Raw genomic sequence first — 26,603 nt, 5'->3', positions numbered from 1 at the left:
GGCGCTGCCGGGCCGGGCTCCCGGGATCAGCAGGCGGGCAATCCGGGGGCCGCGCCCGGGGCGGAGAAGTCCAACCGGATCGAGTCGGTGCTCGGCAGCAGGATCGCCACGCCGTCCTCGGGGCGCCAGTGCGCGGGCAGCAGCACGTACCGGCCGCCGGACTGGATCATCAGCCGGAGGCCGTCGTACCGGAAGGCGTACGCGGAGTCCGGGGCCTGGCAGCGGGTCTCCACGACTCCGGGCGCGGTGATGCCGAGACCGTGCTCGCTGTAGACCACCGCCTCGGGCAGGGCCGGCAGCTCCGCCACGAACTGGGCGGCGCGGGTGCGGCCCACGGCGGCCGCGTAGTCGTTGGCGGCCCAGAACAGGCTCACACCGACCAGGGTGACCACCACGGCCCACTCGGTGACGGACAACGGGCGGGCCGCGGGCAGGGGGCCGGGAGGTGGGGTCTGGGCGGTGGCCCGCCCGGGCGGGGCCGTGGCCGGCGCGGCGGGCGTCGGTGGGACGGTGTCAGGCGCGGCGGGCGCGGTGGGCGTCGGCTGCGGATCGGGTGTCGCCGGGGCCGTCGGCGGGGCGGGGACACCGCCGGTGGGCACCGACCGGTGCAGGTGGAGCGCGTAGGCGAGCAGGGTCACCCCGACGGCCAGGGCCGCCGGCGCGGCCACCAGGTGCGCGGTGAGGAAGGTCGTCGCGAAGACGCTCCAGAGCCCGGTCAGCGCCGTCGGCAGGGCGAGGGCCGCCAGGGTGGCCACGGTGAGCCGGACGGTCCGCGGGCCCGGGCGGGCCGCCAGCCGGGCGGTGAGCAGGCGATGGCCCGCCGGTGCGGCCAGCGCGACCGCCGCGAGGACGACCAGCGGCACGAACAGCGCGTCCAGGGAACGGCGCAGGTAGTCGACCGTACTCATGCCGAGCGGGCTCAGGTCCACGCCGAAGGACGCGAAGAACCAGTACGCGTGCTGGTGGCCGAAGTAGTACAGCAGGGCGGTCAGCGCACTGGTCGGTGCGACGACGGTGCCGAAGGCCCTGCCGATCTGGCCGATCCCGGGCGGCGGGGGCGGTCGTTCCTGCCCAGCCGTCGGGTCCGCCCCGCTCATGCGTGGGCCGTGCCCGACACGGCCGTCGCGGCCGTGCCGGCGGCCGGAGCGGAGGGCGACCCCGGGAGGGCCGGCGACGGGCTCCGGGGCGGGGACGGCGACCGGGGCGGGGAGGGGGACTGCGTCCTGGCCGTCGAGGGGGAGGGGCAACGGCGGCCGATCAGCAGCACCTGCTGGTCGCGCTGCAGGGGAGTGTTCTTCGCCGGGTCCGTCCGGACGAACCCGCACGGCCGCCCGCCCGAGCTCTCGTTCACCGGCTCGGTGTAGACGCGCTTGAGCTTCACGCACAGCGTCGGGGTGCCGTAGACCCGGGCGCACTCCGCGGTGAACCGCTCCTTGACGGCCGGCCACACGCTGTTCGGACCGTCCCCGAAGTCCTGGTCGGTGAACTCGATCGTCGGCATCCTGAGCTGTGACACCGGTGCCTTGCCGCTCTGCGCGGCGGTCGGTGCCCCGGGCGCGGCGCCGCCGGAGTGACCGCCGGCCCGGGTCTGGGTACACGCGACGGTAAGAAGCAGCAGTACCCCGACGGCCGTGCTCGCGGCTCTCGCCGACTCTCCCATTCCGCACCCCCGGTCTCGGACGGGCGTTCGCGGAGATGAGGATGGCACGTGTCGACTGTCTCTTCAACTCCCTTGTTGGAAAGGCGCGTTACCGGCATGCCCGGCGGCCCGGCCCCCCGCGGGTGGCCGGGTTCAGGTCGCGCTGCGGGGTTTCGCGCGGACGTGCATGCGCTCCCCCTGCCGCCCGAAGAGGCTGAGGACCTCGACCGGCCGCCCGTCGGCGCTGGTGAACCAGTGGGGCACCCGGGTGTCGAACTCGGCGGCCTCGCCGGCGCGCAGGACCAGATCGTGCTCGGCGAGGACGAGCCGCAGCCGCCCGTCCAGCACGTACAGCCACTCGTAGCCCTCGTGGGTGCGGAGGTCCGGTTCGGAGCCCCGGTCGGTGATCACCATCTTGTACGCCTGGAGCGGGCCCGGGCTTCGGGTCAGCGGGACGAACGTGCCGCCGTTCGGCAGGGTGTGCGGCGTCAGCCGTACCCGGGGATCGCCCACCTCGGGGGCGCCGACCAGGTCGTCCAGCGGCACCCGGTACGCACCGGCGAGCGGCAGCAGCAGCTCCAGACTGGGGCGGCGCTGCCCGGACTCCAGTCGGGAGAGCGTGCTCTTGGAGATGCCGGTCGCCTCGGAGAGCTCGGCCAGGGTGAGGCCGCGCTTGGCCCGCAGCCGCCTGAGCCGGGGGGCCACCTCCTCGAGGACCGTCCGGTAGGCCGGCGGGGAGTCGGGCGGGTTGTCGGGTGGAGTGCCGGGTGGAGTGCCGGGTGGGGTGTCCATGCGGGCATTCCATCTCGTTGTCCCGGAATCGGCAACAGAAGTTGCCCGGTCGGGCCGGACGGGCGGATGCTCCGCGGCATGAGCACACACAACGATTCCCGCCACGGACACGGGCCCAGGCACGGGAGTGCGCCCGCGCCCGCCCATGCGCACAAGCACGCGCACGCGCACCACCGCACCGACATCGACTGGGAGGTCATGGCCACTCAGCTGGAGACCGGCGGCGACGTGCAGCTCCCCGCCCTCCGCCTCGCGGCGGCCCGGCTCAAGGAACTGCTCGGCCCGGACCACCGGGTCCGCCGCATCCTCGACGTCGGCAGCGGGCCGGGCGTGATGACCTGCGTGCTCGCCGAGACCTTCGCCGGCGCGGAGGCGGTCGCCGTGGACGGCGCGCCCGGGCTGCTGGACCGTGCGCTGGCGCGCGCCGGGCGGCTCGGCCTGGGCGATCGGGTGGCCGTGCGGCACGCCGAGCTGCCCGAGGGCCTGGCCGGCACCGGCGCCGGCACCGGCGACGGCGAGGGCGACGGCGAGGGCGGGGAAGGCGGGGTCGGCACCGCGGACCTGGTCTGGAGCAGCAAGGCCGTGCACCATCTCGGCGACCAGCAGGGAGCGTTGAAGGCGCTCGCCGGTGCGCTGAGGCCCGGCGGACTGCTCGCCGTGGCGGAGGGCGGCCTGCCGATGCGCTTCCTGCCGCGCGACATCGGCATCGGCCGGCCGGGCCTCCAGGCCCGACTGGACGTCGCCCTGGAGACCTGGTTCGAGGAGATGCGTGCGGAGCTGCCCGGCAGCACCGCCGTCGTCGAGGACTGGCCCGAGCTGCTCCGCCGCGCCGGGCTCACCGGCGCGCGCACCTTCACCTCCCTCCTCGACCTGCCCGCACCCCTGGGCGGGCCGGCCCGCTCCTACCTGCACGCCCAGCTGACCCGGGTACGGGAGGCGGCGAGCGATGCCCTGGCCGAAGAGGACCTCAGGACGCTCGACGTCCTGCTCGACCCCGGGGCGCCGGAGGGCATCCTGCGGCGGCCGGACGCCTTCCTGCTCGCGGGCGTCACGGTCTACACGGCCGTCCGTCCGGCTCACTGACCGCGTACGAGCCCGACCCTGCCCACCCCACCCGCCCTGCCCAACCCGCCCCGCCCTGTTCGGTGTCGGGCGGTGACCGGAGAACGGAGTTCATGTTGAATCCCACCAGCGCGAGACAGGACCGGGCGGTGCACCCGAGTGCGGAGCGGACACCGTCGCTCCGATGGGTGCTCGCCGGCCTCTCGCTCTCCATGCTGCTGTCCTCGCTCGGCACCAGCATCGCCAACGTCGCCCTGCCGACGCTGGCCCAGGCGTTCGCCGCCTCATTTCAGGAGGTCCAGTGGATCGTCCTCGCCTACCTCCTGGCCATCACCACCCTGATCGTCAGCGTCGGACGGCTCGGTGACCTCACCGGCCGCCGACGGCTGCTGCTGGGCGGGATCCTCCTGTTCACCGTGGCCTCGGTGCTGTGCGGCCTCGCGCCCACGCTCTGGATGCTGGTCGCCGCCCGGGCTGCGCAGGGCCTCGGAGCGGCCGTCATGATGGCTCTGACCATGGCGTTCGTCGGTGAGACGGTGCCCAAGGCGAGGACCGGCAGTGCCATGGGCCTGCTCGGGACGATGTCCGCGGTCGGCACCGCCCTCGGCCCGTCGCTGGGCGGCGCGCTGATCTCCGGGCTCGGTTGGCGGGCCATCTTCCTCGTCAACGCGCCCCTGGGTCTCGTGACGTTCCTCCTCGCGCAGCGCCACCTGCCCGCCGACCGGCGGGCGGCCGAGGCCGACCGGCCCGGCTTCGACACCGTGGGCACGCTGCTGCTCGCCCTGACGCTCGGCGCCTACGCACTGGCCATGACCATGGGTCACGGCCGGTTCGGTGTGCTCAACGCGGCTCTGCTGGCGGCCGCGGCCTGCGGGGTGAGCCTCTTCGTGCGCGTCGAGTCGAGAGCGGTCTCACCGCTGGTCCGGCCGGCGATGTTCCGCGATCCGGCGCTGAGCGCGAGCCTCGCCACGAGCGCGCTGGTGTCGACGGTGATGATGGCCACGCTGGTGGTCGGCCCGTTCTACCTGTCTCGTACGCTCGGGCTCGGCGAGGCCCTGGTCGGGCTGGCGCTCTCGGCCGGCCCACTGGTCGCCGCAGTGACCGGGGTGCCGGCCGGCCGGATCGCGGATCGTTTCGGCGCGCCGCGCATGACGGTTGCCGGCCTCCTCGCGATCGCGGCCGGAGCCCTCCTGCTGTCCCTGCTCCCGTCGACGCTCGGCGTCTGCGGCTATCTCGGCCCGATCGTGGTCATCACCGCCGGCTACGCGGTGTTCCAGACGGCCAACAACACCTCCGTCATGGCCGAGGTCCGCCCGGACCGACGGGGCGTCGTCTCCGGCATGCTCAACCTGTCGCGCAACCTCGGGCTCATCACCGGCGCCTCCGTCATGGGCGCCGTGTTCGCGCTCGCCTCGGCGACGACGGACGTCACGGCGGCGACTCCCGGGGCGGTCGGCACCGGCATGCGGATCACCTTCGCGGTGGCGGCGGTCCTGATTCTCGGCGCGCTCGTCATCGTGGTCGCGAGCCGCGCTCGCGCGCGGCGCACGGCGGGCGAGTGACCGTCGGGCGGGCTGGGCACTCTCCTCTTGCAGCCACTTGCACGCCTCTTGACCGCCCGCACGCCGAGGGACCACGGGAGCCGCACGCCGAAGACCGACACTCTCCGCAGCCGGCAGCACCGCCGGCCGGGTACCGACGGCCGTACCGGAAACCCGGCGCCTCCCGGCACCGGACGGCGCGGACCGAGCGCCCCGTGCGCCCTTGCCGTGCTAGCACTATGGCGCTAGCTTGAACTATGGCCAAGAAGCAGCTGAACGTCCGGGTGGACGCGACCACCGCCGAGATGGCCCGTGAGCGGGCCGAGCAGCAGGGGATCAGCATGAACCAGTACATCGAGAAGCTCGTCCAGCAGGACATGGGCGAAGCCGGGCGGCTGTTCGTGGACACCGCCGCCCAGTTCATGAAGGAGTACGAGACGGCCTTCCTGGCCGAATTCGGCGAGCACGGCCCCGGCGACGCCCCCAGCGGGCGCCGTTGAACCTCGAGGTGGACCTCTCGTGGCTGCTCATGACCGCTGAGCAGTACACGCCCGGTGATCCCCAGGTCATCGACTACGGATCACTGCTGGCCGCGGTCGCCCGACACCAGGCCGAGATCTTCGACATCGCCGTCTATCCCGAGCCGCAGGACCGCGCCGCGGCCCTGATGCACCAGCTCATCCGGGTGCCCGCGCTGGAGCGCAGCAACGAGCTGTTCGCCACCGCGGTCGCGTACTCCTACCTGGTGGCCAGCGGTTGCAGTGTCGCCACCACCGCCCGCGAGGTCCGCAGTCTGGCCCGGGCGATCCGGGAGGGCAAGCTCGGCGTCACCGGGGTGGCCGAGCGGCTGTCGTCCTGGGTGGTCGACGAGGCCGAGGGGGAGGAGGTCGGCGGCGAGGACGAGGAGGAGGACTGAGTCCGAAGGCGGGGCGGCGGCCCGGCGGAGGCGCGGGCGGCGGGCCGGGCGGCGGGCCAGGACTGAGTAGGCTGGGGCCGCACCGCCCCGGACCACGAGGAACGACCACCTTGCTGCAGGACATCGAGCACTCCCTGGCCTGCCCGCACTGCGCGCAGCACCTCGTCCTGCACGGCCGCACCCTGCGGTGCGCCGCCGGGCACAGCTTCGACCAGGCCAGGCAGGGATACGTCAGCCTGCTGCCCGGGGACGCGCACACCGGCACCGGCGACACCGCCGAGATGGTCGCCGCCCGCGCCGGGTTCCTCGCCGCAGGGCACTACCGGCCCGTCGCCGACGCCCTCGCCGAAGCCGCCCGGACCGCCGTCGACGACCCGGGCCACGGCTCGTCGGACGCTCCCGGCCTGGTCGCCGACCTGGGCGCGGGCACCGGCTACTACCTGGCGCACGTCCTCGACCGCCTCGGCGGCGAGCGGGCGGGCGCCGCGCTGGACATCTCCAAGTACGCGCTGCGCCGCGCCGCCAGGGCCCACCCGCTCATCGGCGCCGTGGTCTGCGACGCCTGGAAGCCGCTCCCCCTGCTCGACGGCAGCGCCGACCTGGTGCTCAACGTCTTCGCCCCGCGCAACGGGCCGGAACTGCGCCGGGTGCTGCGCCCCGGCGGCCGGCTGCTGGTCGTCTCGCCGACCTCCCGTCACCTGCGCGAGCTGGTCGCGGGGCTCGGCCTGCTCTCGGTGGACGAGGACAAGGAGCGCCGGATCGACGAGAAGCTCGGCCCGTGGTTCGACCGGGCCGACCGGGTCGAGGTCGAGTTCCGGCTGCGGCTCGCGCACCCGGACGCGGCCGCCGTGGTCGGGATGGGGCCCAGCGCCTGGCACACCGACCGGGAGCGGCTGGCGGGAATGCTTGCCGAGCTGCCCGAGCCGGTCGAGGTGACCGGGTCGGTGCTGGTGTCGACCTATCGCTGAGCCGACCTTCTGCTGATCCGGCCTGTCGACGGACCGACCTGTTGCCGGGCCGGCCTGCTGCCGGGTCGGCTTACTCGTTGGGGTGAATGGCCACCGGAGGCACGTTTCTGCTGATCAGGCGGGGGCTAGGGTCCTCGGAGTGACCAGCGAAGCCGTCCGGTGCGCACCCCGTCAGACCCTCCGTCCGACCGTCGAGGAGCTCCGGCTCACCTCCTTCAAGTCCTACCGCCGGGCCACCCTGCCGCTCTCCGCACTGACCGTGCTGCACGGGCCCTCCGGGGTCGGAAAGTCCAACGCCCTGGACGCACTGGCGGTGCTCTCCCGGCTCGCCATCGGAGAGGAGATCCGGGCCTCCCTGGACGGCAACGGCGCGCTGACCGGCCCGCTGGCCGCGCCCGTCCGCGGCGGGATGCTCGGCTGCGTCCCGCACGGACGGAACGCGATCATCCTGGGCTGCACCGTCCGTTCCGTCGCCGGGCCGATCCGACTGGAGGTCGTGGTGCGCACCGACGGGCCGGTCCGGATCGCCCGGGAGTGGGTGACGCTGGCCGGGGAGACCCTGGTCGAGACCGGCGAGCAGGATGTGGCGCACGGCCGGATCAACGTCACCTGGCACAACGACACCCGGCAGGGCGACATCCGGGCGCCCTTCCCTAGCACCAGCCTGATCACCGCTCAGATCCCGCTCCGGGTGGCCGGCTCCTCACCCGGGGAGCAGAAGGTGGTGACCGCCGCCGAACACCTGCTGACAGCGCTGCGGGAGGTCTTCCAGCTGCACCCCGTACCGGCCGCCATGCGGGGCTGGGCCAGGCCCGATCCGCAGGCCCGGCTGCTCGGCAGCGCCGCCAACATCTCCGCCGTACTGGCCCGGCTCAAGCAGGACTGTACCCGGCGCTACGGCCGCCTGCTCAAGGCCGTCCAGGCGGCCGCCCCGCACCCGCTGCTCGGCCTGGACGTCGCGCTCCGGGGCAGCGAGTCGCAGCAGCGGCTGCTGGCCGTCTTCGACGAGGGCGTCCTCGGCCGGACCGGGGCCGACCAGGCCTCGGACGGCATGCTGCGGCTGCTCGCGTTCGCGGCGGTACTCCTCACCGGGGCGGGGGTGCTGGACGTCGACCCGGCGGCGGAGGTGCCCCCGGCGCACCGTCAGCTGACGGTCCTGGCGGAGGACCTCGGCGCCGGGCTGGGGGTCGAGCAGACGGCCTCGCTGCTGCGGCTGGCCCGGGAGGTCTGCGCCAAGGAGGACATCCGGCTGCTGGGCGCCCTGCAGGACCCGACGGCGGCCCGCGAGGTGGGCGGGGTCGAGCTGGTGGAGTGCCGACGGGACCCGGCGACCGGGCACAGCGTGCTGCTGCGGCCGGAGCCCCTGCGGGTACCGCCGCAGGGCGGGCCGGACCCACGGTAGCGCCGGTGCGGGTGGTCGTGCCGGTGCGGATGGTCGTGCCGGGCCGGTGGGGGCGCCGGTGCGGATGGTCGTGCCGGGCCGGTGCGGCGCCGGACCGGTGGCGGCCTGGTGTGCGGGCTCTTGCCGGGGCAGGCGGGCACGAGGGACGGGAGGTCAGGCCCCGGGGGAGTGGCGGTTTGCGGTAGACCTGGGCGGGTGACCGATCGACAGACGCCCGAGCCGGGCGGCGCACCGCACTCCCTGACGGATCTGCAGCAGAGGCTGACCGCCTTCGCGGCAGCCCGCAGCTGGCAGCCCTTCCACACCCCGAAGAACCTGGCCGCCGCGCTGAGCGTGGAGGCCGGGGAGCTGCTGGAGATCTTCCAGTGGCTGACCCCCGAGCAGGCGGCGTCCGTGATGGCGGAGCCCGAGGCGGCCCATCGGGTGGAGGACGAGGTGGCGGACGTGCTGGCCTACCTCCTCCAGTTCTGTGCGGCAGTGGGTGTGGATCCGTTGACCGCTCTGGCGGCGAAGATCGAGCGGAACGAGCTGCGCTTTCCGGTCCCGGGTGCGCAGGGTGGCAGCGGTGACGCTTCCGGTGCGGGCACTGCTCGTGGTGTGGGTGGTGCAGCTGACGTCCATGAGGTTCGAGAGGTTCGTGAGGCGCACGATCCGGAGGTCACGGACGGTTGATCAGCTGACGGATCCGACTCCTTCACTCGTGTGGGTGACATGAGTTGTCCACAGGCCGCAGTTGTCCACAGGAAACGGAAGGGGTCCTGCCGGACGCCCGTGCGGACCGCAGGCTTGCGTCGTGATCCGCCGCCCCCATGGCGGCGGTCCGACGCGAGCGAAGGGAGCGGCGGGCATGGACGCGCTGCGACTGATCAAGACCGCCCGGCACGCCCTGGCCGAGGCGAGGACGGTTCCGGACGCACTGCTGGAGGCATGGCAGGCCGGTCTGCTGACCGAGGCCGTGGGGGCGCGGATCGCCGAGCGCGAGGCCGGCGAGGTGGCCGCGCTCGGCCAGCTCCTCTGCGATGCCGGCGGCCACGCGGCGAGCTGCGTCGAGCCACAGCCGGAGATCGACCCGGATCGGGCCGTCGACGGCTCCGACGACTGGCCAGCCGACTGGTCCGGCGGCGGCCGGGCCGATCGGCTGGGTGAGCTCGGCGAGTTGGAGCCCGTGCTGCTGGGTCTCGGCAGCCTGCTGCACGAGGTGGCGGAGACGCTGGTGGTGCTCGCCTGTGGGGCCGAGGCCGAGAGCGTCTACTGGCGCTGCATCGACGGCGTCGATGCCGGGGCCGAATGCAAGGACCTGCTGGCGGAGCTGCTGAGGACGGTCCGCCGCGAGGCGGGAGCCCCGCCGCCGACGGGGCCGGACGAGACCGACCCGGACTCCGGCGGCCCGGAGGACGCCTGGGACGGCGTCGATGCGGTCCCCGAGGAGTCCGGGCCCGAGCGCGATCAGCGCGGCGTCAGTGCGCAGCGGGCCGAGTGGGCGCGGTGCGCGCAGGGGGCGGCCGGGCGGCCGGGCGGCGGTGCTGTGTCCGGCCCGGGCGGCGACCGGCGGGCGGGACGGGCGCTGCCGATACTGGTCGTCCCGCTGGGGCCGCCCGGCGTCGGCGGCTACCGGCCGGAGTCGGCGGTCCCGGTCGAGCCTTCGGTGGTTCGGGCCGCCATGGCCGCCCGCGCCCCGGAGGACTGCAGGTCGGCGTCGAGCCCGGCCAGATCGGTGCTGATGGATGCGAGCAGCTCCTGCATCTGCTCCAGCAGGCTCTGCGGCGCCGCGGGTACGGCGGGTACGGCCGGGGCAGCGGGTGTCGGCGGCGCGGTGGGCGCCTCGGACCAGGGCTCGGACATGAGGGGGCCCCTCCAGCTCGGTAGTGCGGTGTGAGGCGACGGATGTCGGCCGCCGGTCCAACGAGCCCCGATCGCGACCGGTCACCGGGGACCACCCGTTGAGGTCCAACCCTCGTCCGCTGTCAGTCCCAGGGGTGATCCGGGTTTGCGGGCCGCCGCCCGGCTCGGCTAGTGAGCCGGCCTCGGCACGGCCGCCCCCGCCCCCGCCCCCGCCCCCGCTGTCCGGGGCGCCGCGGGAGGAACGCGCCGGGCCTCCGGCGCCTGGGTCGGGGACGCAGGCGCCGGAGGCCCGGCGGTGAAGAACGAGAGGAGATCAGTTGTGCGCGTGCAGCTCGGCGTTCAGCCCGCCCCAGGAGCCGGACCGGGCGATGACCTCGACCGCGCCGCTCTGCGAGTTCCGGCGGAACAGCAGGTTGTCCTGGCCGGACAGCTCGACCGCCTTGGCGATCTTGCCGTCCGGGGTGGTCACCCGGGTGCCGGCGGTGACGTACAGGCCGGCCTCGACCACGCAGTCGCTGCCCAGCGAGATCCCGATGCCGGCGTTGGCGCCGAGCAGGCAGCGCTCGCCCACCGAGACGACCTGCTTGCCGCCGCCCGAGAGCGTGCCCATGATCGAGGCGCCGCCGCCGATGTCGCTGTGGTCGCCGACCACGACACCGGCGCTGATCCGGCCCTCCACCATCGAGGTACCGAGGGTGCCGGCGTTGAAGTTGACGAAGCCCTCGTGCATCACGGTGGTGCCCTCGGCCAGGTGGGCACCGAGGCGCACCCGGTCGGCGTGGGCGATCCGGACACCGCCCGGAGCGACGTAGTCCGTCATCCGCGGGAACTTGTCGATGCCGTACACGGCGAGCTGGCCGCCCTGCGCGCGGACGGCGAGCCGGGCCTGCTCGACGAGGTCCACCGGCACCGGGCCGATGCTGGTCCAGGCGACGTTGGCCAGCAGGCCGAAGATGCCGTCCAGGTTCTGGCCGTGCGGCTTGACGAGCCGGTGGCTGAGCAGGTGGAGCCGGAGGTAGGCGTCGTGCGCGTCGAGCGGCTTCTCGTCCAGCGAGGCGATCGTGGTGCGCACCGCGACGACCTCGACGCCCCGGCGCGCGTCGCTGCGCAGGGCCTCGGAGGCGCCCGGGCCGAGCGCGGCCTCCGCCTGCTCGGCGGTCAGCCGTACGGTGCCGGCGGGGCCGGGCTGGTCGGCCAGCTCCGGCGCGGGGTACCAGGTGTCGAGGATGGTGCCGTCCGCGGCGAGGGTGGCCAGACCGGCGGCGACGGCGCCGCGTGCGAGGGAGGAGGTTTCAGCAGTCACACCGTGCACGTTAGCCAATCCCGGTCCCGGTTGCCGAACACGCCCACCGTGCGGACGGCGTGCCGGGCCATGAGAGGGCCGCGCACGCCAAAACCCGGTGACCGCCGACCCGGCGCTCCGCGATACTCGGACAGGTGTTCATCTCGATCTCCACCACAGGCACGGCCCAGCGGTCTGCCACTGACCTGGGATTTCTGCTCCACAAGCACCCCGACAAGGTGCAGCGGTTCTCGACTTCCCACGGCGTGGCCCACGTCCTCTACCCGGAAGCGACCGAGGCGGCGTGCACGGCTGTGCTGCTGCTCGACGTCGACCCGGTCGCCCTGGTCCGCCAGGGCCGGGGCAAGGGGCGCGGCGGCTCCCCCGACCTCGCACTCGCCCAGTACGTCAACGACCGGCCCTACGCCGCGTCCTCGCTGCTCGCGGTGGCGCTGCGGACGGTGTTCCGGTCCGCGATGAAGGGCGTCTGCGAGCAGCGGCCCGGTCTCGCCGACCAGCCGCTGCCGCTGCGGATCTCGCTTCCCGCAGTCCCGGCAAACGGCTTCGGCACGGGCGCCACCGGCGCGGCAGACAGCGGCGCGGGTGGCAACGGCGCGGGTGGCGGCGGCGCGGCGATGGTGGCCCGGCTGTTCGAACCGCTCGGCTGGCAGACCGAGGTGGCGGAGATCCCGCTCGACGAGACCTTCCCCGAGTGGGGCGCGTCCCGATACGTCCGGGTCGAGCTCTCCGGCACCCTGCGCCTGTCCGACGCGCTTCAGCAGCTGTACGTGCTGCTCCCGGTCATGGACGGAAGCAAGCACTACTGGGTGGCGCCGGACGAGGTCGACAAGCTGCTCGCCGCCGGCGAGGGCTGGCTGGGTGACCACCCCGAGCTGGGGCTGATCACCCGCCGGTACCTGGCTCGCCGCTGGTCGCTCACCCGCCTCGCGCTGGAGCGGCTCGCCCTGGCCCGGCTGGCCGAGGCCGAGGACCAGGAGGCCGAGGAGGTGGACAACGCAGTCGACGACCTTCCGCAGGACCAGGACGACGCCCAGCAGGCCCAGGCCCAGGCCCAGAACGAGGACCAGAAGCAGGAGGACGAGCAGCAGGACAAGCCCGTCCCCCTCGCCGTCCGGCGCCGCGAGGCGATCGTCGCCGCGCTGCACGAGACGGGTGCCGCCCGGGTGCTCGACCTCGGCTGCGGTCAGGGCGAGCTGGTCGGCGCGCTGCTGAAGGACGCCCGCTTCACCGAGGTGCTCGGGGTGGACGTGTCCTCCCGCGCGCTCGCCGCCGCCGCCCGTAAGCTGCGGTTGGACCGGATGACCGAACGTCAGGCGGCCCGGGTCAAGCTGGTCCAGGGTGCCCTGACGTACACCGACGCCCGGCTCAAGGGCTACGACGCGGCCGTGCTCTCCGAGGTCATCGAGCACCTCGACCTGCCCCGGCTGCCCGCCCTGGAGTACGCGGTGTTCGGTGCGGCCCGTCCGGCCGCCGTCGTCGTCACCACCCCCAACGTCGAGTACAACGTCCGCTGGGAGAGCCTCCCGGCCGGCCACGTCCGGCACGCGGACCACCGCTTCGAGTGGACCCGCGCGGAGTTCGCCGCCTGGGCCGACGAGGTGGCCCGGAAGTACGGCTACACCGTCACCGTCCGCCCGGTCGGCCCGTCGGACGACGAGGTCGGTGCGCCGACCCAGCTCGCCCTCTTCCGCATCGGCACCCCGGGCCCGACCAGCACTGCACAGGGCACCACCGCAGAGACCGCACAGAGCACCACCGCACAGACCGCGACCGCACAGACCGCCACCGCACAGACCGCCACCGCTCAGGACGCTTCTCAGGAAGGGAGCGCGACCCGATGACCACCGACGCACCACAGCCCGCCGAGGCCGCGCAGCCCCTCCCGCGGCCCGTCGCCGAGCCGGCCGAGCCGACCGAGCCGGCCGACTCGGTCGAGGCCGCGCAGCCCGTCCGCCGGCTGCCCGTCACCGACGTCTCCCTGGTGGTGCTGATCGGCACCACCGGCGCGGGCAAGTCCAGCTTCGCCCGCAAGCACTTCCGCCCGACCCAGGTCGTCTCGTCCGACTTCTGCCGCGGGCTGGTGGCCGACGACGAGAACGACCAGTCGGCCTCCGCCGACGCCTTCGCGGTGCTCCACTACATCGTCGGCAAGCGCCTCGCCGCCGGCCGGCTCACCGTCGTCGACGCGACCAACGTCCAGCCGGAGGCGCGCAAGCAGCTCGTCGCGCTCGCCCGCGAGCACGACGTGCTGCCGATCGCCATCGTGCTGGACATCCCGCCGGGCGTCTGCGCCGAGCGCAACCGGCACCGGCCGGACCGCCAGCTGCCGGCGCACGTCATCCCGCGTCAGCAGCGCGAGCTGCGCCGTTCGCTCAAGGGCCTGGAGCGCGAGGGCTTCCGCAAGGTGCACATCCTGCGCGGCGAGGCCGAGGTGCAGGGCGCCGAGATCGTGCCCGAGAAGCGCTTCAACGACCTGCGCCACCTCACCGGCCCGTTCGACATCGTCGGTGACATCCACGGCTGCCGCTCCGAGCTGGAGACCCTGCTCACCCGACTCGGTTACACGCTCACCCGGGACGAGCTGGGCCGCCCGGTCGACGCCGCGCACCCCGAGGGCCGTACCGCGGTCTTCGTCGGCGACCTGGTCGACCGCGGCCCGGACACGCCGGGTGTGCTGCGTCTGGTGATGGGCATGGTCGCCGCCGGGCACGCGATCTGTGTGCCCGGCAACCACGAGAACAAGCTCGGCCGGCAGATGGCCGGCCGCAAGGTCACCGTCTCGCACGGCCTGCAGGAGTCGCTGGACCAGCTCGCCGCCGAGCCGGAGGAGTTCCGCGTCCAGGTCCGCGCCTTCATGCGGGACCTGGTCAGCCACTACCTCCTCGACGGCGGCGACCTGGTGGTCTGCCACGCCGGTCTGCCGGAGAAGTACCACGGCCGCAACTCCGGCCGGGTCCGCTCGCACGCGCTGTACGGCGACACCACCGGCGAGACCGACGAGTACGGCCTGCCGGTCCGCTACCCGTGGGCGGAGGAGTACCGGGGCAAGGCGCTGGTGGTCTACGGGCACACGCCGGTCCCGACCGCGAGCTTCGTCAACAACACCATCTGCCTGGACACCGGCTGCGTCTTCGGCGGCAGCCTCACCGCGCTGCGCTACCCCGAGCGCGAACTGGTCAGCGTGCCCGCCGAGCAGGAGTGGTACGCCCCCGTCCGTCCGATGCACACCGATGCGCCGGGCTCCCGCGAGGGCCGTCCGCTGGACCTCGCCGACGTGGCGGGCCGCCGGATCGTCGAGACCACCCACCACGGCCGGGTCTCGATCCGGGAGGAGAACGCGGCGGCGGCGCTGGAGGTGATGAGCCGCTTCGCGCTGGACCCGCGGCTGCTCAGCTACCTCCCGCCGACCATGGCACCCTGCGCGACCTCGCGCCGGGACGGCTACCTGGAACACCCCGAGGAGGCCTTCCACGCCTACGCGCACGACGGCGTACAGCACGTGGTCTGCGAGGAGAAGCACATGGGCTCCCGCGCCGTGGTGCTGGTCGCCCGGGACGACACGGCACTCGAGAAGCGCTTCGACCTGGCCGGACCCGGCGCGATCTGGACCAGGACGGGCCGGGCGTTCCTCGGGGACGAGGAGCTGACCGCCGCGGTCCTCGACCGGGTCCGCGCCGCCGCCGAGCGTGCCGGTCTGTTCGAGGAGCTCGGCACCGGCTGGCTGCTGCTCGACGCCGAGCTGATGCCCTGGTCGCTCAAGGCCGCAGAGTTGCTGCGCCGGCAGTACGCGGCGGTCGGCGCGGCCGCCGGCGCGGCGCTGCCGCAGGTGCTCGCCGCGCTGGAGCGGGCCGCCGGCCGCGGTCTGGACGTCGCCGAGCTGACGGCCCAGCAGCGGCAGCGCGCGGCGGACGCCGAGGCGTTCACCGCCGCCTACCGCCGATACTGCTGGCCGACCGAGGGTCTGTCCGGCATCCGGCTGGCGCCGTTCCAGCTGCTGGCGGCCGAGGGCGCCAACCTCGCGGTGCGCCCGCACGACCAGCACCTCGGCTGGATCGACCGGCTGGCGGCCGCCGACGATCCGGCCGCGCCGATCCTGCAGCGCACCGGCCGGTTGATGGTGGACACCTCGGACCAGGCCTCGGTCGCCGCGGGCATCGCCTGGTGGGAACGGCTCACCGAGGCGGGCGGCGAGGGCATGGTGGTCAAGCCGTTGGCCTCGCTGGTCCGCGGCGGTGCCGACGGACGGCTGGTCCAGCCCGGGGTGAAGGTCCGCGGCCGGGAGTACCTGCGGATCATCTACGGCCCGGACTACACCCAGTACCTGGACCAGCTGCGCCAGCGCTTCCTGGGGCACAAGCGCTCGCTCGCCCTGCGCGAGTACGCCCTGGGCCTGGAGGCACTGGACCGGTTGGCGGCCGGCGAGCCGCTGTGGCGGGTGCACGAGCCGGTCTTCGCGGTGCTGGCGCTGGAGTCCGAGCCGGTCGACCCCCGGCTGTAGGTGCTCCGGTGGGTGCAGGCCCCACGGTGTTCGCGGGATGTCCCGCGCGCCGTGGGGCCTCCGTCACCCCAGCGATGCATATAAATTCCGGTAGTCGTATACACTTCCCGTCTCGGTTCGCCGAGTCGCCCGATCCACCAGATGACCCAGGAGCCCGGCATGGCCTTCAACCTCCGGAACCGGCACTTGCTCAAGGAGCTCGACCTCACGCCCCAGGAGTTCCGGCACCTGGTGGACCTCGCGGCGCAGCTCAAGGCGGCCAAGTACACCGGGACCGAGCAGCCGCGGCTGCGCGGCAAGAACATCGCGCTGATCTTCGAGAAGACCTCGACCCGCACCCGCTGCGCCTTCGAGGTGGCCGCCCACGACCAGGGTGCCTCCACCACGTACCTGGATCCGGCGGGTTCGCAGCTCGGCCACAAGGAGTCGATCAAGGATTCGGCCCGGGTGCTCGGCCGGATGTTCGACGGGATCGAGTACCGGGGCTACGGTCAGGAGATCGTCGAGGAGCTGGCCGCCCACGCGGGGGTGCCGGTCTGGAACGGGCTCACCGACGAGTGGCACCCGACCCAGATGCTGGCCGACGTGCTCACCATCCAGGAGCACTCCACCAAGCCGCTGGCCGACGTCACCCTGGTCTATCTGGGCGACGCCCGCTTCAACACCGGCAACTCGCTGCTGGTCACCGGCGCCCTGCTCGGCATGGACATCCGGATCGTCGCACCGCAGCAGCTCTGGCCGACCGAGGAGGTCCGGAAGGCGGCCGAGGAGCTGGCCGGCCGCACCGGCGCCCGGATCACCCTCACCGAGGACGTCGCCACCGGGGTGGCCGGGGCCGACTTCCTCTACACCGACGTCTGGGTGTCGATGGGGGAGCCCAAGGAGGTCTGGGCGGACCGGGTCGAGCTGCTGAGGCCGTACCAGGTCTCGATGGACACCGTGCGGGCCACCGGCAACCCGGCGGTGCGCTTCCTGCACTGCCTGCCGGCCTTCCACGACCTGGGCACCGAGGTCGGCCGGCAGCTCCACGAGGCCACCGGGATGACCGAGCTGGAGGTGACCGACGAGCTGTTCGAGTCGCACCACTCGGTGGTCTTCGACCAGGCGGAGAACCGTCTGCACACCATCAAGGCGGTCCTGGTCGCCACCCTCGGCTGAGCGCCACCACCCCCCCCGCCATCGCCCCCCCGGCTGCCCGGCCCACCGAGCGCCCGGCCCACCGACCGCGCCCTCCGACCGTCCGCCCCGCCGGCCCGCGCTCTCAGAAGTCGACGTTGACGCAGGCCGCCCGGTCCCCGGCGGCGTGCGGCCCGGCGGCGTCCCCCGCGTGCAGCACCAGCGAGTGGGCCTCGTCCGTCCGGAAGCCCCAGGTCACCATGGTCTGCGCGTGGCCCGCACCGGACGCGTCGGTGCGGACGGCCAGCCTCAGCTCGTTGCGTGCGTCGGCGAAGGCGGGGTCCGTGGGCGGCTGCACCGGGGCGGGCCGGTCCTGGTAGTGCGGGCCGGAGGAGGCCGGGTCGGCCCCGCACCGGCCGGTGTGCACGTGGGCCGGGAAGGTGTGGTCGGGCGCGACACCGGCCAGCTCCACGGCGACGGTGGTGCCCAGGGCGCCGCGCACCACCGTGACGCGGACGTGCGCGCCGTACGGCACCAGGTCCTGGGCGTGGCTGATCGCGGTCGGCGGGACGAACGCCGAGGCGGGGGCGAACCGGCCGTCCACCACCGTGGGCGGTGGAGCGGCGGCGGGCACCAGGGCGATCGGCGCCAGGGCGGCGGCCAGACCGGAGAGCGGGACGGGCATCGGGGCCGGTCCTTCCGGACGAGGAGCTGGACACCGCTCACCGTGGCCGCCGAAAGGGGCCGCCCGCACGCAGACCTGCCGTCGGGTCACCCGTACGAGGAGCGCCGGCGCGGGTTCAGGCCCCGGGGACGGCCGCGCCGATGCCGCGGATCTCGCAGCGGGGTCCGCTGGCCCGCATCAGCCGCAGGTCGGCCGTGACCAGCGGGGCGCCCAGCTGCTCGGCGACGGCCACGTAGGCGGCGTCGTCGGGGGTCAGGTTGTCCTTGAGCTCCCAGATCCGGCCGAGCAGCGGGGCCACCTCGACCTTGCGGATCGGCAGTCCCGGCAGTTCGGCCGCCAGCTCGGCCACCCGGGCGGCCTCGATCTGCCGGGCCAGGTAGAGCCCGCGCAGGGACTGCATCACCTCGATCACCACGTGCTCCGGCGCCGCCCACTCGCCGTCCGCGGCCAGCTCGGCCCGCGCGGCGTCGCCGCGCTCGCCCTCGTCGGCCAGTGCCAGGACCAGCGCCGAGGCGTCGACAACTATCACCGGTGGGGCTCCCTGCTCATGGGATCTTCGGACCGGTCCACGGTAGCGCCGCCGCCGTCGGTCCGGCCGGGGCGCGGGCAGCTCCGGTTGCGGTTGCGGTACCCGCTCGGCAGGTGAAGTTTGGAGAGGATGCCCGGGCATGCCTGCCGTCGTCCGGTGAACGGGCATGCACTATGGTTTATCTCGACGTCGAGATAACTCCGCGCTATGATTTATCTTGACATCAAGATACTTGCCGAGAGGCGCACGCCTTCCATCGTGGCGAGGCGGAGCCTAACTAAGGCTTACCTTACCACTGGGTGGACCTAGAAGGAGTCAGTCGTGTCCGCGAACAGCTTCGACGCCCGCAGCTCGCTGCAGGTGGGCGACGAGTCGTACGAGATCTTCAAGCTCTCCGCCGTCGAGGGTTCCGAGCGGCTGCCCTACAGCCTCAAGGTCCTGCTGGAGAACCTCCTCCGCACCGAGGACGGCGCGAACATCACCGCCGACCACATCCGCGCCCTCGGCGGCTGGGACCCGACCGCCGAGCCGAGTGAGGAGATCCAGTTCACGCCGGCCCGCGTGATCATGCAGGACTTCACCGGTGTGCCGTGCGTCGTCGACCTCGCCACCATGCGTGAGGCGGTCAAGGAGCTGGGCGGCGACCCCTCCAAGATCAACCCGCTGGCCCCGGCCGAGCTGGTCATCGACCACTCCGTCATCGCCGACAAGTTCGGCACCCCGGACTCCTTCGTCCAGAACGTCGAGATCGAGTACGGCCGCAACAAGGAGCGCTACCAGTTCCTGCGCTGGGGCCAGACCGCGTTCGACGAGTTCAAGGTCGTCCCGCCCGGCACCGGCATCGTGCACCAGGTCAACATCGAGCACCTGGCCCGCACGATCATGGTCCGGGGCGGTCAGGCCTACCCCGACACCTGCGTCGGCACCGACTCGCACACCACCATGGTCAACGGCCTGGGCGTGCTGGGCTGGGGCGTCGGCGGCATCGAGGCCGAGGCCGCGATGCTCGGCCAGCCGGTCTCCATGCTGATCCCGCGCGTGGTCGGCTTCAAGCTGAACGGCCAGCTCCCGGCCGGCACCACCGCCACCGACCTGGTGCTCACCATCACCGAGATGCTGCGCAAGCACGGTGTGGTCGGCAAGTTCGTCGAGTTCTACGGCGAGGGCGTCACCGCCATCCCGCTGGCGAACCGCGCCACCATCGGCAACATGTCGCCGGAGTTCGGCTCGACCTGTGCGATCTTCCCGATCGACGCCGAGACGATCAGCTACCTGAAGCTCACCGGCCGCGACGAGCAGCAGCTCGCCCTGGTCGAGGCGTACGCCAAGGAGCAGGGCCTGTGGCACGACCCGTCGGTCGAGCCGGTCTTCTCCGAGTACCTGGAGCTGGACGTCTCCACCGTCGTCCCGTCGATCTCCGGCCCGAAGCGCCCGCAGGACCGGGTGATCCTGGCCGAGGCCGCGCAGAGGTTCGCCGAGGCGCTGCCGACGTACTCGGCCGAGGCCTCCAAGCCGACCACCGTCACCGCCCCTGACGGCACCTCGTACGCGATCGACAACGGCGCGGTCGTGATCGCCTCGATCACCTCCTGCACCAACACCTCCAACCCCTCCGTCATGCTGGGCGCCGCCCTGCTGGCGAAGAAGGCCGTGGAGAAGGGCCTGACCGTCAAGCCGTGGGTCAAGACCACCCTGGCCCCCGGGTCCAAGGTCGTCATGGACTACTACGAGAAGGCCGGCCTGCTCCCGTACATGGAGAAGCTGGGCTTCAACCTGGTCGGCTACGGCTGCGTCACCTGCATCGGCAACTCGGGCCCGCTGCCCGAGGAGGTCTCGGCCGCGGTCAACGAGTCGGACCTGGCGGTCGTCTCGGTGCTCTCCGGCAACCGCAACTTCGAGGGCCGGATCAACCCGGACGTCAAGATGAACTACCTGGCCTCCCCGCCGCTGGTGGTCGCCTACGCCCTCGCCGGCAACATGAACGTCGACATCACCCGGGACGCGCTCGGCCAGGACGCGGACGGCAACGACGTCTTCCTCGCCGACATCTGGCCCTCCGAGAAGGAGGTCGCCGACACCGTCGCCGGCTCCATCGACGAGGCCATGTTCGACAAGGGCTACCAGGACGTCTTCGCCGGCGACCACCGCTGGCAGTCGCTCCCCGTGCCGACCGGCAACACCTTCGAGTGGGACGCCGAGTCGACCTACGTCCGCAAGCCCCCCTACTTCGAGGGCATGGCGAAGACCCCGAGCCCGGTGAACGACATCGCCGGCGCCCGCGTCCTCGCCAAGCTGGGCGACTCGGTCACCACCGACCACATCTCCCCGGCCGGCAACATCAAGCCGGGCACCCCGGCGGCGCAGTACCTCACCGAGCACGGTGTGGAGAAGCGGGACTTCAACTCCTACGGCTCGCGCCGTGGCAACCACGAGGTCATGATCCGCGGCACCTTCGCCAACATCCGCCTGCGCAACCAGATCGCGCCGGGCACCGAGGGCGGCTACACCCGCGACTTCACCCAGGCCGACGCGCCGGTGTCGTTCATCTACGACGCCTCGCAGAACTACCAGGCCGCCGGCATCCCGCTGGTCGTCCTGGCCGGCAAGGAGTACGGCTCCGGCTCGTCCCGCGACTGGGCGGCCAAGGGCACCGCGCTGCTCGGCGTCAAGGCCGTCATCGCCGAGTCCTACGAGCGCATCCACCGCTCGAACCTGATCGGCATGGGCGTGCTGCCGCTGCAGTTCCCGGCCGGTCAGACCGCCGAGACCCTCGGCCTTACCGGCGAGGAGACCTTCTCCTTCACCGGTGTCACCGAGCTGAACGAGGGCCGCACCCCCAAGACCGTCAAGGTCAAGGCGGTCGGCGAGGCCGGCACCAGCATCGAGTTCGACGCCGTGGTGCGCATCGACACCCCCGGCGAGGCGGACTACTACCGCAACGGCGGCATCCTGCAGTACGTGCTGCGCAGCCTGATCAACGGCTGACCGGCACCCCGCACGGCGACCGGGCCGCACCCCTCCCCAGGGGTGCGGCCCGGTCCGCGTTCGGCGCCCCCTCTTGTGCGCGGTGCCCCGGGTGGACTAAACCTCTGTCTCAGCTTGGTCCAGACCATTTGACGCTGATTCAGAGAAAGCCACGGGTCTTCTCGTATGCGCATGCTCAGTCGTACCGCAGCCGCTCTCGCCGCCGTCACGGTGGCCGCAGCCCTCTCCGCCCCCGCCGCCCAGGCCCACGGCCGCGCCCCGCGCCTGGAGGGGCAGCGGGTCGGCTACTTCACCCAGTGGGGCATCTACGGCGGGTTCTCCGCCAGGAAGGTGCAGACCTCCGGGCAGGCCGGCAGGCTCACCGTCATCAACTACGCCTTCGGCAACGTCTCCGCCGAGGGCACCTGCTTCGAGGCCAACGCCGCCGGCGTCGGCGACGCCTGGGCCGACTACCAGCGGCCGGTGGGCGCCGAGGAGTCGGTGGACGGGCTGGCCGACGCCGCCGAGCAGCCGCTGAAGGGCAACTTCAACCAGCTGCGCAAGCTCAAGGCCGCCAACCCGCAGCTCCGGGCGGTGATCTCGCTGGGCGGCTGGTCGTGGTCCAGGAACTTCTCGGACGCGGCCCTGACCGACGCCTCGCGGAAGAAGTTCGTCTCCTCCTGCCTCGACCTCTACCTCAAGGGCGACCTGCCGCAGCTCGGGTCGGCCGAGGGCGGCAGGGGCGCGGCCGCGGGGGTCTTCGACGGCATCGACGTCGACTGGGAGTATCCGGGCGGCGGCGGCGACCCGGGGAACGTCGTGCGCCCCGAGGACGGCCGCAACTACACCCTGCTGATGCAGGAGTTCCGCCGCCAGCTGGACGCACTCGGCGCGAAGAGCCGCACCCACTACCTGCTGACCGCCGCCGTGCCCGCCAACGAGGCCAGGGCGGACAGGCTGGAGGTCGCCAAGGTCGCCAGGTCGGTCGACTGGCTCAACCTGATGACCTACGACCTGCACGGCTCCTGGGAGACCCTCGGGCCGACCGACCACAACGCCAACCTCTACTCCGACCGGAGCGACCCGGCCGCCGAGAACCGCGGCTACAGCGCCGACCGGGTGGTCCGGCACTACCTGGACAAGGGCCTGCCGCCGGCGAAGGCGGTGCTCGGCGTGCCGTTCTACGGCTACGGCTGGACGGGCGTGCCGGCCGGTGCCGAGCACGGCCTCTACCAGCCGGCCACGGGCCTGGCGCGGGGCGGGAGTCTCCCGTACAACCGGATCAAGGACCTGCCGGGCACCGTCCACAACGACTGGCTGCACGGTGCCACCTGGAAGTACGACGGCACGGACTTCTGGTCGTACGACACCCCGGAACTGCTGACCCGCAAGGCCCGGTACTCCCGTTGGAACGGTCTGGGTGGTGTGATGGTCTGGGCACTGGACAACGACGACGCCCAGGGCTCGCTGGTCGCGGCACTGGACAAGGGGCTCGGCCGGACCGGCCGCTGACCGCTCGGCCCGCCCCGTACGCGCGGCTTCGAACATCACGGTTCTGGTTCAGTGATGCTCGAAGCTGCGCGTTTCTATGTTCAAACGCGCATGATCGCGCTACATTTTCGGTCATCGACGGGGCGCGAGTGCAATATGCAGGCTCCCTGCACATTGCACATGCTGCACCGCCGACAACGCTTTGACCGTCACAACGGGCATCGGGCGGTTGGACTATTGCCGCCAGATGAACAGTGGACTATACCTTTGCGCATCAAAGAAACCGCCTCTGACCGGCATCTTCGCCGCTAGGCGAGCCTGACCGAACAGGAATTGACCGTCCGTCAGACCTGTCTGCATCTTCTCTGGACACCGAGGGGTTAGGGCACCATGGGCTCTGCAACCGAGTACAACCGTCGTGACATCTTCAAGCGGGCCGCCGGCATCGCCGTGCTCGCGGCCGGCGGCGGCTCGCTGCTCGCCGCCTGCGCCGGTGGCACCGGCAGCAGTGACAAGGGCTCCAAGGGGGCGGGCGGCTTCAACCTCAGCGACGCCAAGAACCCGTTCGGCGTCAAGGACGGTGAGGGCCTGGAGGTCTTCATCTTCGACGGCGGTTACGGCAACGAGTACGCCAAGGCCTTCGAGGCGATCTACTCGAAGAGCTACCCGGGCGCGAAGGTCAACCACCAGGCCGACAAGGACGTCACCGGCAAGCTGCAGCCGCGCTTCAACGCCGGCAGCCCGCCGGACGTCATCGACGACTCCGGCGCCAAGCAGATCAAGCTGGACGTGCTGGCCGACTCCAACCAGCTGACCGAGCTGACCCCGCTGCTGGACTCGCCGTACATCGACGACCCGACGAAGAAGATCCGCGACGTGCTGATGCCGGGCACCGTCGAGTCCGGAACCCTCAAGGGCAAGGTCTACAACCTGTCCTACGTCTACACCGTGTGGGGCTTCTGGTACTCCGCCAAGCTCTTCAAGGACAAGGGCTGGACGGCGCCGAAGACCTGGGCCGAGTTCATCGAGCTCTGCGGCAAGATCAAGGCCGCGGGCATCGCCCCGGTGGCGCACCAGGGCAAGTACCCGTACTACATCAACGTCGTCATGATGGACATGATCGCCAAGCAGGGCGGCCTGGACCTCATGAAGCGGATCGACAGCCTGGACGCCACCGCGTGGGACGACCCGGCCGTCAAGACCGTGGTCGAGGCGTTCTACCAGATCGTCTCCAAGGACTACCTGCTCCCCGGCACCAACGGCATGACCCACACCGAGTCGCAGACCGCGTGGAACCAGGGCAAGGCGGCCTTCATCCCCTCCGGCTCCTGGCTGGAGAACGAGCAGCTCTCCTCCACCCCGGCCGACTTCGACATGGCCTTCCTGCCGATGCCGTCGCTGCCCGGTGACAAGCTGCCCTTCGAGGCGATCCGGGCCGGCGCGGGCGAGCCCTTCATCGTCCCGGCCAAGGCCAAGAACGTCGCGGGCGGCCTGGAGTTCCTGCGGATGATGCTGACCAAGGAGGCCTCGGGCAAGTTCGCCCAGACCGCCAACAGCCTCACCTGCCTCAAGGACGGCGTCGGCCCGGAGGTCAAGCTGAAGCCGGGCACCGCGTCCACCGTCGTGGCACTCAAGGCGGCCGGCGCGAACACCTTCAACTTCCAGTACCCCAACACCGCGAGCAAGTTCGACGAGGACCTGCAGAACGCCTCCGGCGAGCTGATGGCGGCGCGCATCGATCCCGCCGAGTGGATCAAGCGGGCCAAGGAGTCGGCCACCAAGAACAAGACCGCCTGACCAGCGGAGTCACCGTACGCACCGGGGGCCCCGAACCGCCCCCGGTGCGTCACGCCTGAGGACAGGAGAAGTGACGATGCGTCACGGCAAGTACCCCTTCATCGTGGGGTTCCTCTTTCTTCCGATCGTGCTGTACGTCGGCCTGGTGCTCTGGCCGTACGCGCAGACCTTCGGATACTCCCTGACCGACTGGTCGGGGCAGAGCCAGGAGATGAACTTCGTCGGCCTGGACAACTACGCGAAACTCCTCGATGACGAGGTCTTCCTCGGCGCGATCTGGCACAACCTGCTGCTGCTCCTCCTGCTGCCGGTGATCACGATCCTGATCGCGCTGTTCTTCGCCTTCATGCTCAACGTCGGCGGACGCAGCGGCACCGGTGGTGTGCAGGGCGTCCGCGGTGCCTCCTTCTACAAGGTGGTCTTCTTCTTCCCGCAGGTGCTCTCGATCGCCATCCTCGCGGTGCTGTGGGGCGCGGTCTACCGCACCGACGGCGCTGGCCTGGCCAACGGCGTCCTGATCAAGCTCGGACTGGCCGACGCGGCGCACCCCGTGCAGTGGCTGTCCGACCCCGACATGGTCATGTGGTGCGTGCTGGCGGTGCTGGTCTGGTCCGGCGTCGGCTTCTACCTGGTGCTGTTCTCCGCGGCCATGCAGGGCATTCCGAAGGACATCTACGAGGCCGCCCTGCTGGACGGCGCGAAGCGCGGCCAGACCTTCCTGAAGATCACCCTGCCGCTGCTCTGGGAGACCGTCCAGACGGCCTGGGTGTACCTCGCGATCGTCGCGATGGACGCCTTCGCCCTGGTCTCCAGCATCAGCCCCGGCGCCTACTTCGGCGGCGGCCCTGACCACCACAGCGAGTTGATCTCCACCTACCTGATGCGCAGCTTCCTGCGCAACGGCGAGGCCGGCTACGCCTGCGCCATGGGTGTGGTGATCTTCTTCTTCACGCTGATCCTGTCCGTCGTCTCGCTCTGGGCCACCAAGCGCGACCGGATCGAGTACTGAGCGGGGCCATGGACATGAGCACTAGCATCGACAAGACCTCGACCGTCCCCGCCCAGCGCGCGGGCAGGCCCCCGAAGGCCGACCGGACGACGCGCTTCGCCGAGGGCGGGGGCGTGCTGAACGCCTTCTCGCACGGCTTCCTCGCCGTCTGGGCCCTGCTGATCATCTTCCCGCTGGTCTGGGTCGTTCTCGGCTCCTTCAAGACCGACGCGCAGATCAACAGCAGCGCCTGGAGCTGGCCGGCGTCCTGGGGCTTCAAGGCGTTCTCCACCGCCTGGTCCAAGGGCATCGGCGGGTTCTTCGTCAACACCCTGATCGTGCTGGCCGGTTCGCTCACCCTGACCATGCTGCTCGGCGGCATGGCGGCCTACGTCCTGGCCCGGTACGAGTTCAAGGGCAGCAAGGCGATCTACTACCTGTTCGTGGCCGGCTCGATGTTCCCGGTCTACCTGGCTCTGGTGCCGCTGTTCTTCATGGTCCGCAACCTCGGTGAGATCTCGCCGATCCTCGGCCTGAACAGCTACCTCGGCCTGATCCTGGTGTACACGGCGTACTCGCTGCCGTTCACCGTGTTCTTCCTGTACTCGTTCTTCCGCACCCTGCCGACCGCCGTGCACGAGGCGGCGATGCTGGACGGCTGCTCGCACTCCCGGGCGTTCTTCCAGATCATGGTGCCGATGGCCAAGCCCGGCCTGATCAGCGTCGGCATCTTCAACGTGCTCGGCCAGTGGAACCAGTACATCCTGCCGGTCACCCTGATGCAGCCCACCCAGGCGGGTGAGGCGGACCACTCGGTGCTCGCCCAGGGCCTGGTCAACCTGGCCCTGCAGTCGGGCTACAAGTCCGACGCACCTGCCCTGTTCGCCGGTATGACGATCGCCATGCTGCCGGTGCTGGTGGTGTACCTCTCCTTCCAGCGGCAGGTCCAGGCCGGTCTGACCTCGGCCACCCTGAAGTAGCGGGACCGCACACCCGAAACGGCCGCCCGGGAAGCCCGGGCGGCCGTTGCCGCGTCGGCACGTCGGAGCACGAGCCGGTGCACCGGCGCG

At 72.1% G+C, this 26,603-nt stretch carries 22 protein-coding genes; 16 read left to right on the top strand and 6 right to left on the bottom strand.

Annotated features, from left to right (window positions below):
- Positions 1-26: 26 nt before the first annotated feature.
- From OG871_RS13915 to OG871_RS13905, 3 genes are all read right to left on the bottom strand, one after another.
- Complete coding sequence (locus OG871_RS13915) at positions 27-1,097, bottom strand: hypothetical protein (RefSeq protein WP_371497065.1); 1,071 nt, start codon at positions 1,095-1,097, stop codon at positions 27-29.
- Complete coding sequence (locus OG871_RS13910; protein WP_371497064.1) at positions 1,094-1,501, bottom strand: hypothetical protein; 408 nt, start codon at positions 1,499-1,501, stop codon at positions 1,094-1,096. Before OG871_RS13910 ends, OG871_RS13915 begins: the two co-directional genes overlap by 4 nt.
- Positions 1,502-1,792: 291 nt before the next feature.
- Positions 1,793-2,431, bottom strand: a complete 639-nt coding sequence (locus tag OG871_RS13905; RefSeq protein WP_371497063.1) for a helix-turn-helix domain-containing protein — start codon at positions 2,429-2,431, stop codon at positions 1,793-1,795.
- A gap of 78 nt (positions 2,432-2,509) precedes the next feature.
- Between OG871_RS13905 and OG871_RS13900 the strand changes: the two genes are divergently transcribed.
- From OG871_RS13900 to OG871_RS13865, 8 genes are all read left to right on the top strand, one after another.
- Complete coding sequence (locus tag OG871_RS13900; protein ID WP_371497062.1) at positions 2,510-3,514, top strand: trans-aconitate 2-methyltransferase; 1,005 nt, start codon at positions 2,510-2,512, stop codon at positions 3,512-3,514.
- A 92-nt stretch (positions 3,515-3,606) separates the two neighbouring features.
- Positions 3,607-5,055 (top strand): MFS transporter, encoded by a 1,449-nt coding sequence (locus OG871_RS13895; RefSeq protein ID WP_371497061.1) that lies wholly within the window; start codon positions 3,607-3,609, stop codon positions 5,053-5,055.
- A 236-nt stretch (positions 5,056-5,291) separates the two neighbouring features.
- Positions 5,292-5,534, top strand: coding sequence for a toxin-antitoxin system HicB family antitoxin (locus OG871_RS13890; protein WP_371497060.1), 243 nt, complete (start codon positions 5,292-5,294; stop codon positions 5,532-5,534).
- Positions 5,531-5,950 (top strand): fic family toxin-antitoxin system, toxin component, encoded by a 420-nt coding sequence (locus OG871_RS13885; RefSeq protein ID WP_371497059.1) that lies wholly within the window; start codon positions 5,531-5,533, stop codon positions 5,948-5,950. Before OG871_RS13890 ends, OG871_RS13885 begins: the two co-directional genes overlap by 4 nt.
- 110 nt (positions 5,951-6,060) lie before the next feature.
- Entirely contained in the window at positions 6,061-6,918 is an 858-nt protein-coding gene (locus OG871_RS13880) for a putative RNA methyltransferase (protein ID WP_371497058.1), read from the top strand.
- 139 nt (positions 6,919-7,057) lie between these two features.
- The gene (locus OG871_RS13875) at positions 7,058-8,320 is read left to right on the top strand and encodes an AAA family ATPase (protein WP_371497057.1); all 1,263 of its coding nucleotides are present in this window, start codon (positions 7,058-7,060) and stop codon (positions 8,318-8,320) included.
- A gap of 240 nt (positions 8,321-8,560) precedes the next feature.
- Positions 8,561-8,992: a nucleotide pyrophosphohydrolase gene (locus tag OG871_RS13870; RefSeq protein WP_371503302.1), complete on the top strand. Its 432-nt coding sequence runs from the start codon at positions 8,561-8,563 to the stop codon at positions 8,990-8,992.
- Positions 8,993-9,167: 175 nt separating this feature from the next.
- A complete protein-coding gene (locus OG871_RS13865; protein ID WP_371497056.1) occupies positions 9,168-10,196 on the top strand; it encodes a DUF6099 family protein in 1,029 nt (342 codons plus the stop codon).
- A 279-nt stretch (positions 10,197-10,475) separates the two neighbouring features.
- On the opposite strand, the gene dapD is transcribed toward OG871_RS13865, so the two are convergent.
- Positions 10,476-11,465 (bottom strand): 2,3,4,5-tetrahydropyridine-2,6-dicarboxylate N-succinyltransferase, encoded by a 990-nt coding sequence (gene dapD, locus OG871_RS13860; protein ID WP_371497055.1) that lies wholly within the window; start codon positions 11,463-11,465, stop codon positions 10,476-10,478.
- 134 nt (positions 11,466-11,599) lie between these two features.
- Between dapD and OG871_RS13855 the strand changes: the two genes are divergently transcribed.
- From OG871_RS13855 to argF, 3 genes are all read left to right on the top strand, one after another.
- Positions 11,600-13,306 carry a 3' terminal RNA ribose 2'-O-methyltransferase Hen1 gene (locus OG871_RS13855; protein ID WP_371497054.1) on the top strand — a complete coding sequence of 569 codons (1,707 nt, stop codon included), beginning with the start codon at positions 11,600-11,602 and terminating at the stop codon, positions 13,304-13,306.
- Positions 13,303-15,963, top strand: a complete 2,661-nt coding sequence (locus OG871_RS13850; protein ID WP_371497053.1) for a polynucleotide kinase-phosphatase — start codon at positions 13,303-13,305, stop codon at positions 15,961-15,963. Before OG871_RS13855 ends, OG871_RS13850 begins: the two co-directional genes overlap by 4 nt.
- Before the next feature lie 159 nt (positions 15,964-16,122).
- Positions 16,123-17,121: an ornithine carbamoyltransferase gene (gene argF / locus OG871_RS13845; RefSeq protein WP_371503301.1), complete on the top strand. Its 999-nt coding sequence runs from the start codon at positions 16,123-16,125 to the stop codon at positions 17,119-17,121.
- Between the two features lie 103 nt (positions 17,122-17,224).
- Here the strand turns inward: argF and OG871_RS13840 are convergent, their stop codons facing one another.
- Together OG871_RS13840 and OG871_RS13835 are read right to left on the bottom strand one after the other, a co-directional pair.
- Positions 17,225-17,764, bottom strand: a complete 540-nt coding sequence (locus OG871_RS13840; protein ID WP_371497052.1) for a superoxide dismutase family protein — start codon at positions 17,762-17,764, stop codon at positions 17,225-17,227.
- Positions 17,765-17,879: 115 nt separating this feature from the next.
- Positions 17,880-18,293 (bottom strand): type II toxin-antitoxin system VapC family toxin, encoded by a 414-nt coding sequence (locus tag OG871_RS13835; RefSeq protein ID WP_371497051.1) that lies wholly within the window; start codon positions 18,291-18,293, stop codon positions 17,880-17,882.
- Positions 18,294-18,614: 321 nt separating this feature from the next.
- Between OG871_RS13835 and acnA the strand changes: the two genes are divergently transcribed.
- The 5 genes from acnA to OG871_RS13810 all read left to right on the top strand — a co-directional run bounded on the left by acnA (position 18,615) and on the right by OG871_RS13810 (position 26,513).
- Positions 18,615-21,278, top strand: coding sequence for an aconitate hydratase AcnA (gene acnA, locus OG871_RS13830; protein WP_371497050.1), 2,664 nt, complete (start codon positions 18,615-18,617; stop codon positions 21,276-21,278).
- 171 nt (positions 21,279-21,449) lie between these two features.
- The gene (locus OG871_RS13825) at positions 21,450-22,769 is read left to right on the top strand and encodes a glycoside hydrolase family 18 protein (protein WP_371497049.1); all 1,320 of its coding nucleotides are present in this window, start codon (positions 21,450-21,452) and stop codon (positions 22,767-22,769) included.
- Between the two features lie 369 nt (positions 22,770-23,138).
- Positions 23,139-24,545 (top strand): N-acetylglucosamine/diacetylchitobiose ABC transporter substrate-binding protein, encoded by a 1,407-nt coding sequence (gene ngcE, locus OG871_RS13820; protein WP_371497048.1) that lies wholly within the window; start codon positions 23,139-23,141, stop codon positions 24,543-24,545.
- A 76-nt stretch (positions 24,546-24,621) separates the two neighbouring features.
- A complete protein-coding gene (locus tag OG871_RS13815) occupies positions 24,622-25,554 on the top strand; it encodes a carbohydrate ABC transporter permease (protein ID WP_371497047.1) in 933 nt (310 codons plus the stop codon).
- Positions 25,555-25,568: 14 nt separating this feature from the next.
- The gene (locus OG871_RS13810; protein ID WP_371497046.1) at positions 25,569-26,513 is read left to right on the top strand and encodes a carbohydrate ABC transporter permease; all 945 of its coding nucleotides are present in this window, start codon (positions 25,569-25,571) and stop codon (positions 26,511-26,513) included.
- The last annotated feature ends 90 nt before the right edge of the window (positions 26,514-26,603 follow it).

The organism is Kitasatospora sp. NBC_00374 (assembly GCF_041434935.1).
GTDB lineage: Bacteria > Actinomycetota > Actinomycetes > Streptomycetales > Streptomycetaceae > Kitasatospora.
This window is presented reverse-complemented; position numbering and strand designations above follow the sequence as displayed.

Coding starts and splice junctions, on each gene's coding strand:
- OG871_RS13910 (WP_371497064.1), bottom strand. CDS start 1,501: ATGCCGACGATCGAGTTCACCGACCAGGACTTCGGGGACGGTCCGAAC.
- OG871_RS13840 (WP_371497052.1), bottom strand. CDS start 17,764: ATGCCCGTCCCGCTCTCCGGTCTGGCCGCCGCCCTGGCGCCGATCGCC.
- OG871_RS13895 (WP_371497061.1), top strand. CDS start 3,607: ATGTTGAATCCCACCAGCGCGAGACAGGACCGGGCGGTGCACCCGAGT.
- OG871_RS13825 (WP_371497049.1), top strand. CDS start 21,450: ATGCTCAGTCGTACCGCAGCCGCTCTCGCCGCCGTCACGGTGGCCGCA.
- OG871_RS13850 (WP_371497053.1), top strand. CDS start 13,303: ATGACCACCGACGCACCACAGCCCGCCGAGGCCGCGCAGCCCCTCCCG.
- OG871_RS13915 (WP_371497065.1), bottom strand. CDS start 1,097: ATGAGCGGGGCGGACCCGACGGCTGGGCAGGAACGACCGCCCCCGCCG.
- OG871_RS13900 (WP_371497062.1), top strand. CDS start 2,510: ATGAGCACACACAACGATTCCCGCCACGGACACGGGCCCAGGCACGGG.
- OG871_RS13810 (WP_371497046.1), top strand. CDS start 25,569: ATGAGCACTAGCATCGACAAGACCTCGACCGTCCCCGCCCAGCGCGCG.
- argF (WP_371503301.1), top strand. CDS start 16,123: ATGGCCTTCAACCTCCGGAACCGGCACTTGCTCAAGGAGCTCGACCTC.
- OG871_RS13905 (WP_371497063.1), bottom strand. CDS start 2,431: ATGGACACCCCACCCGGCACTCCACCCGGCACTCCACCCGACAACCCG.
- ngcE (WP_371497048.1), top strand. CDS start 23,139: ATGGGCTCTGCAACCGAGTACAACCGTCGTGACATCTTCAAGCGGGCC.
- OG871_RS13890 (WP_371497060.1), top strand. CDS start 5,292: ATGGCCAAGAAGCAGCTGAACGTCCGGGTGGACGCGACCACCGCCGAG.
- OG871_RS13815 (WP_371497047.1), top strand. CDS start 24,622: ATGCGTCACGGCAAGTACCCCTTCATCGTGGGGTTCCTCTTTCTTCCG.
- OG871_RS13865 (WP_371497056.1), top strand. CDS start 9,168: ATGGACGCGCTGCGACTGATCAAGACCGCCCGGCACGCCCTGGCCGAG.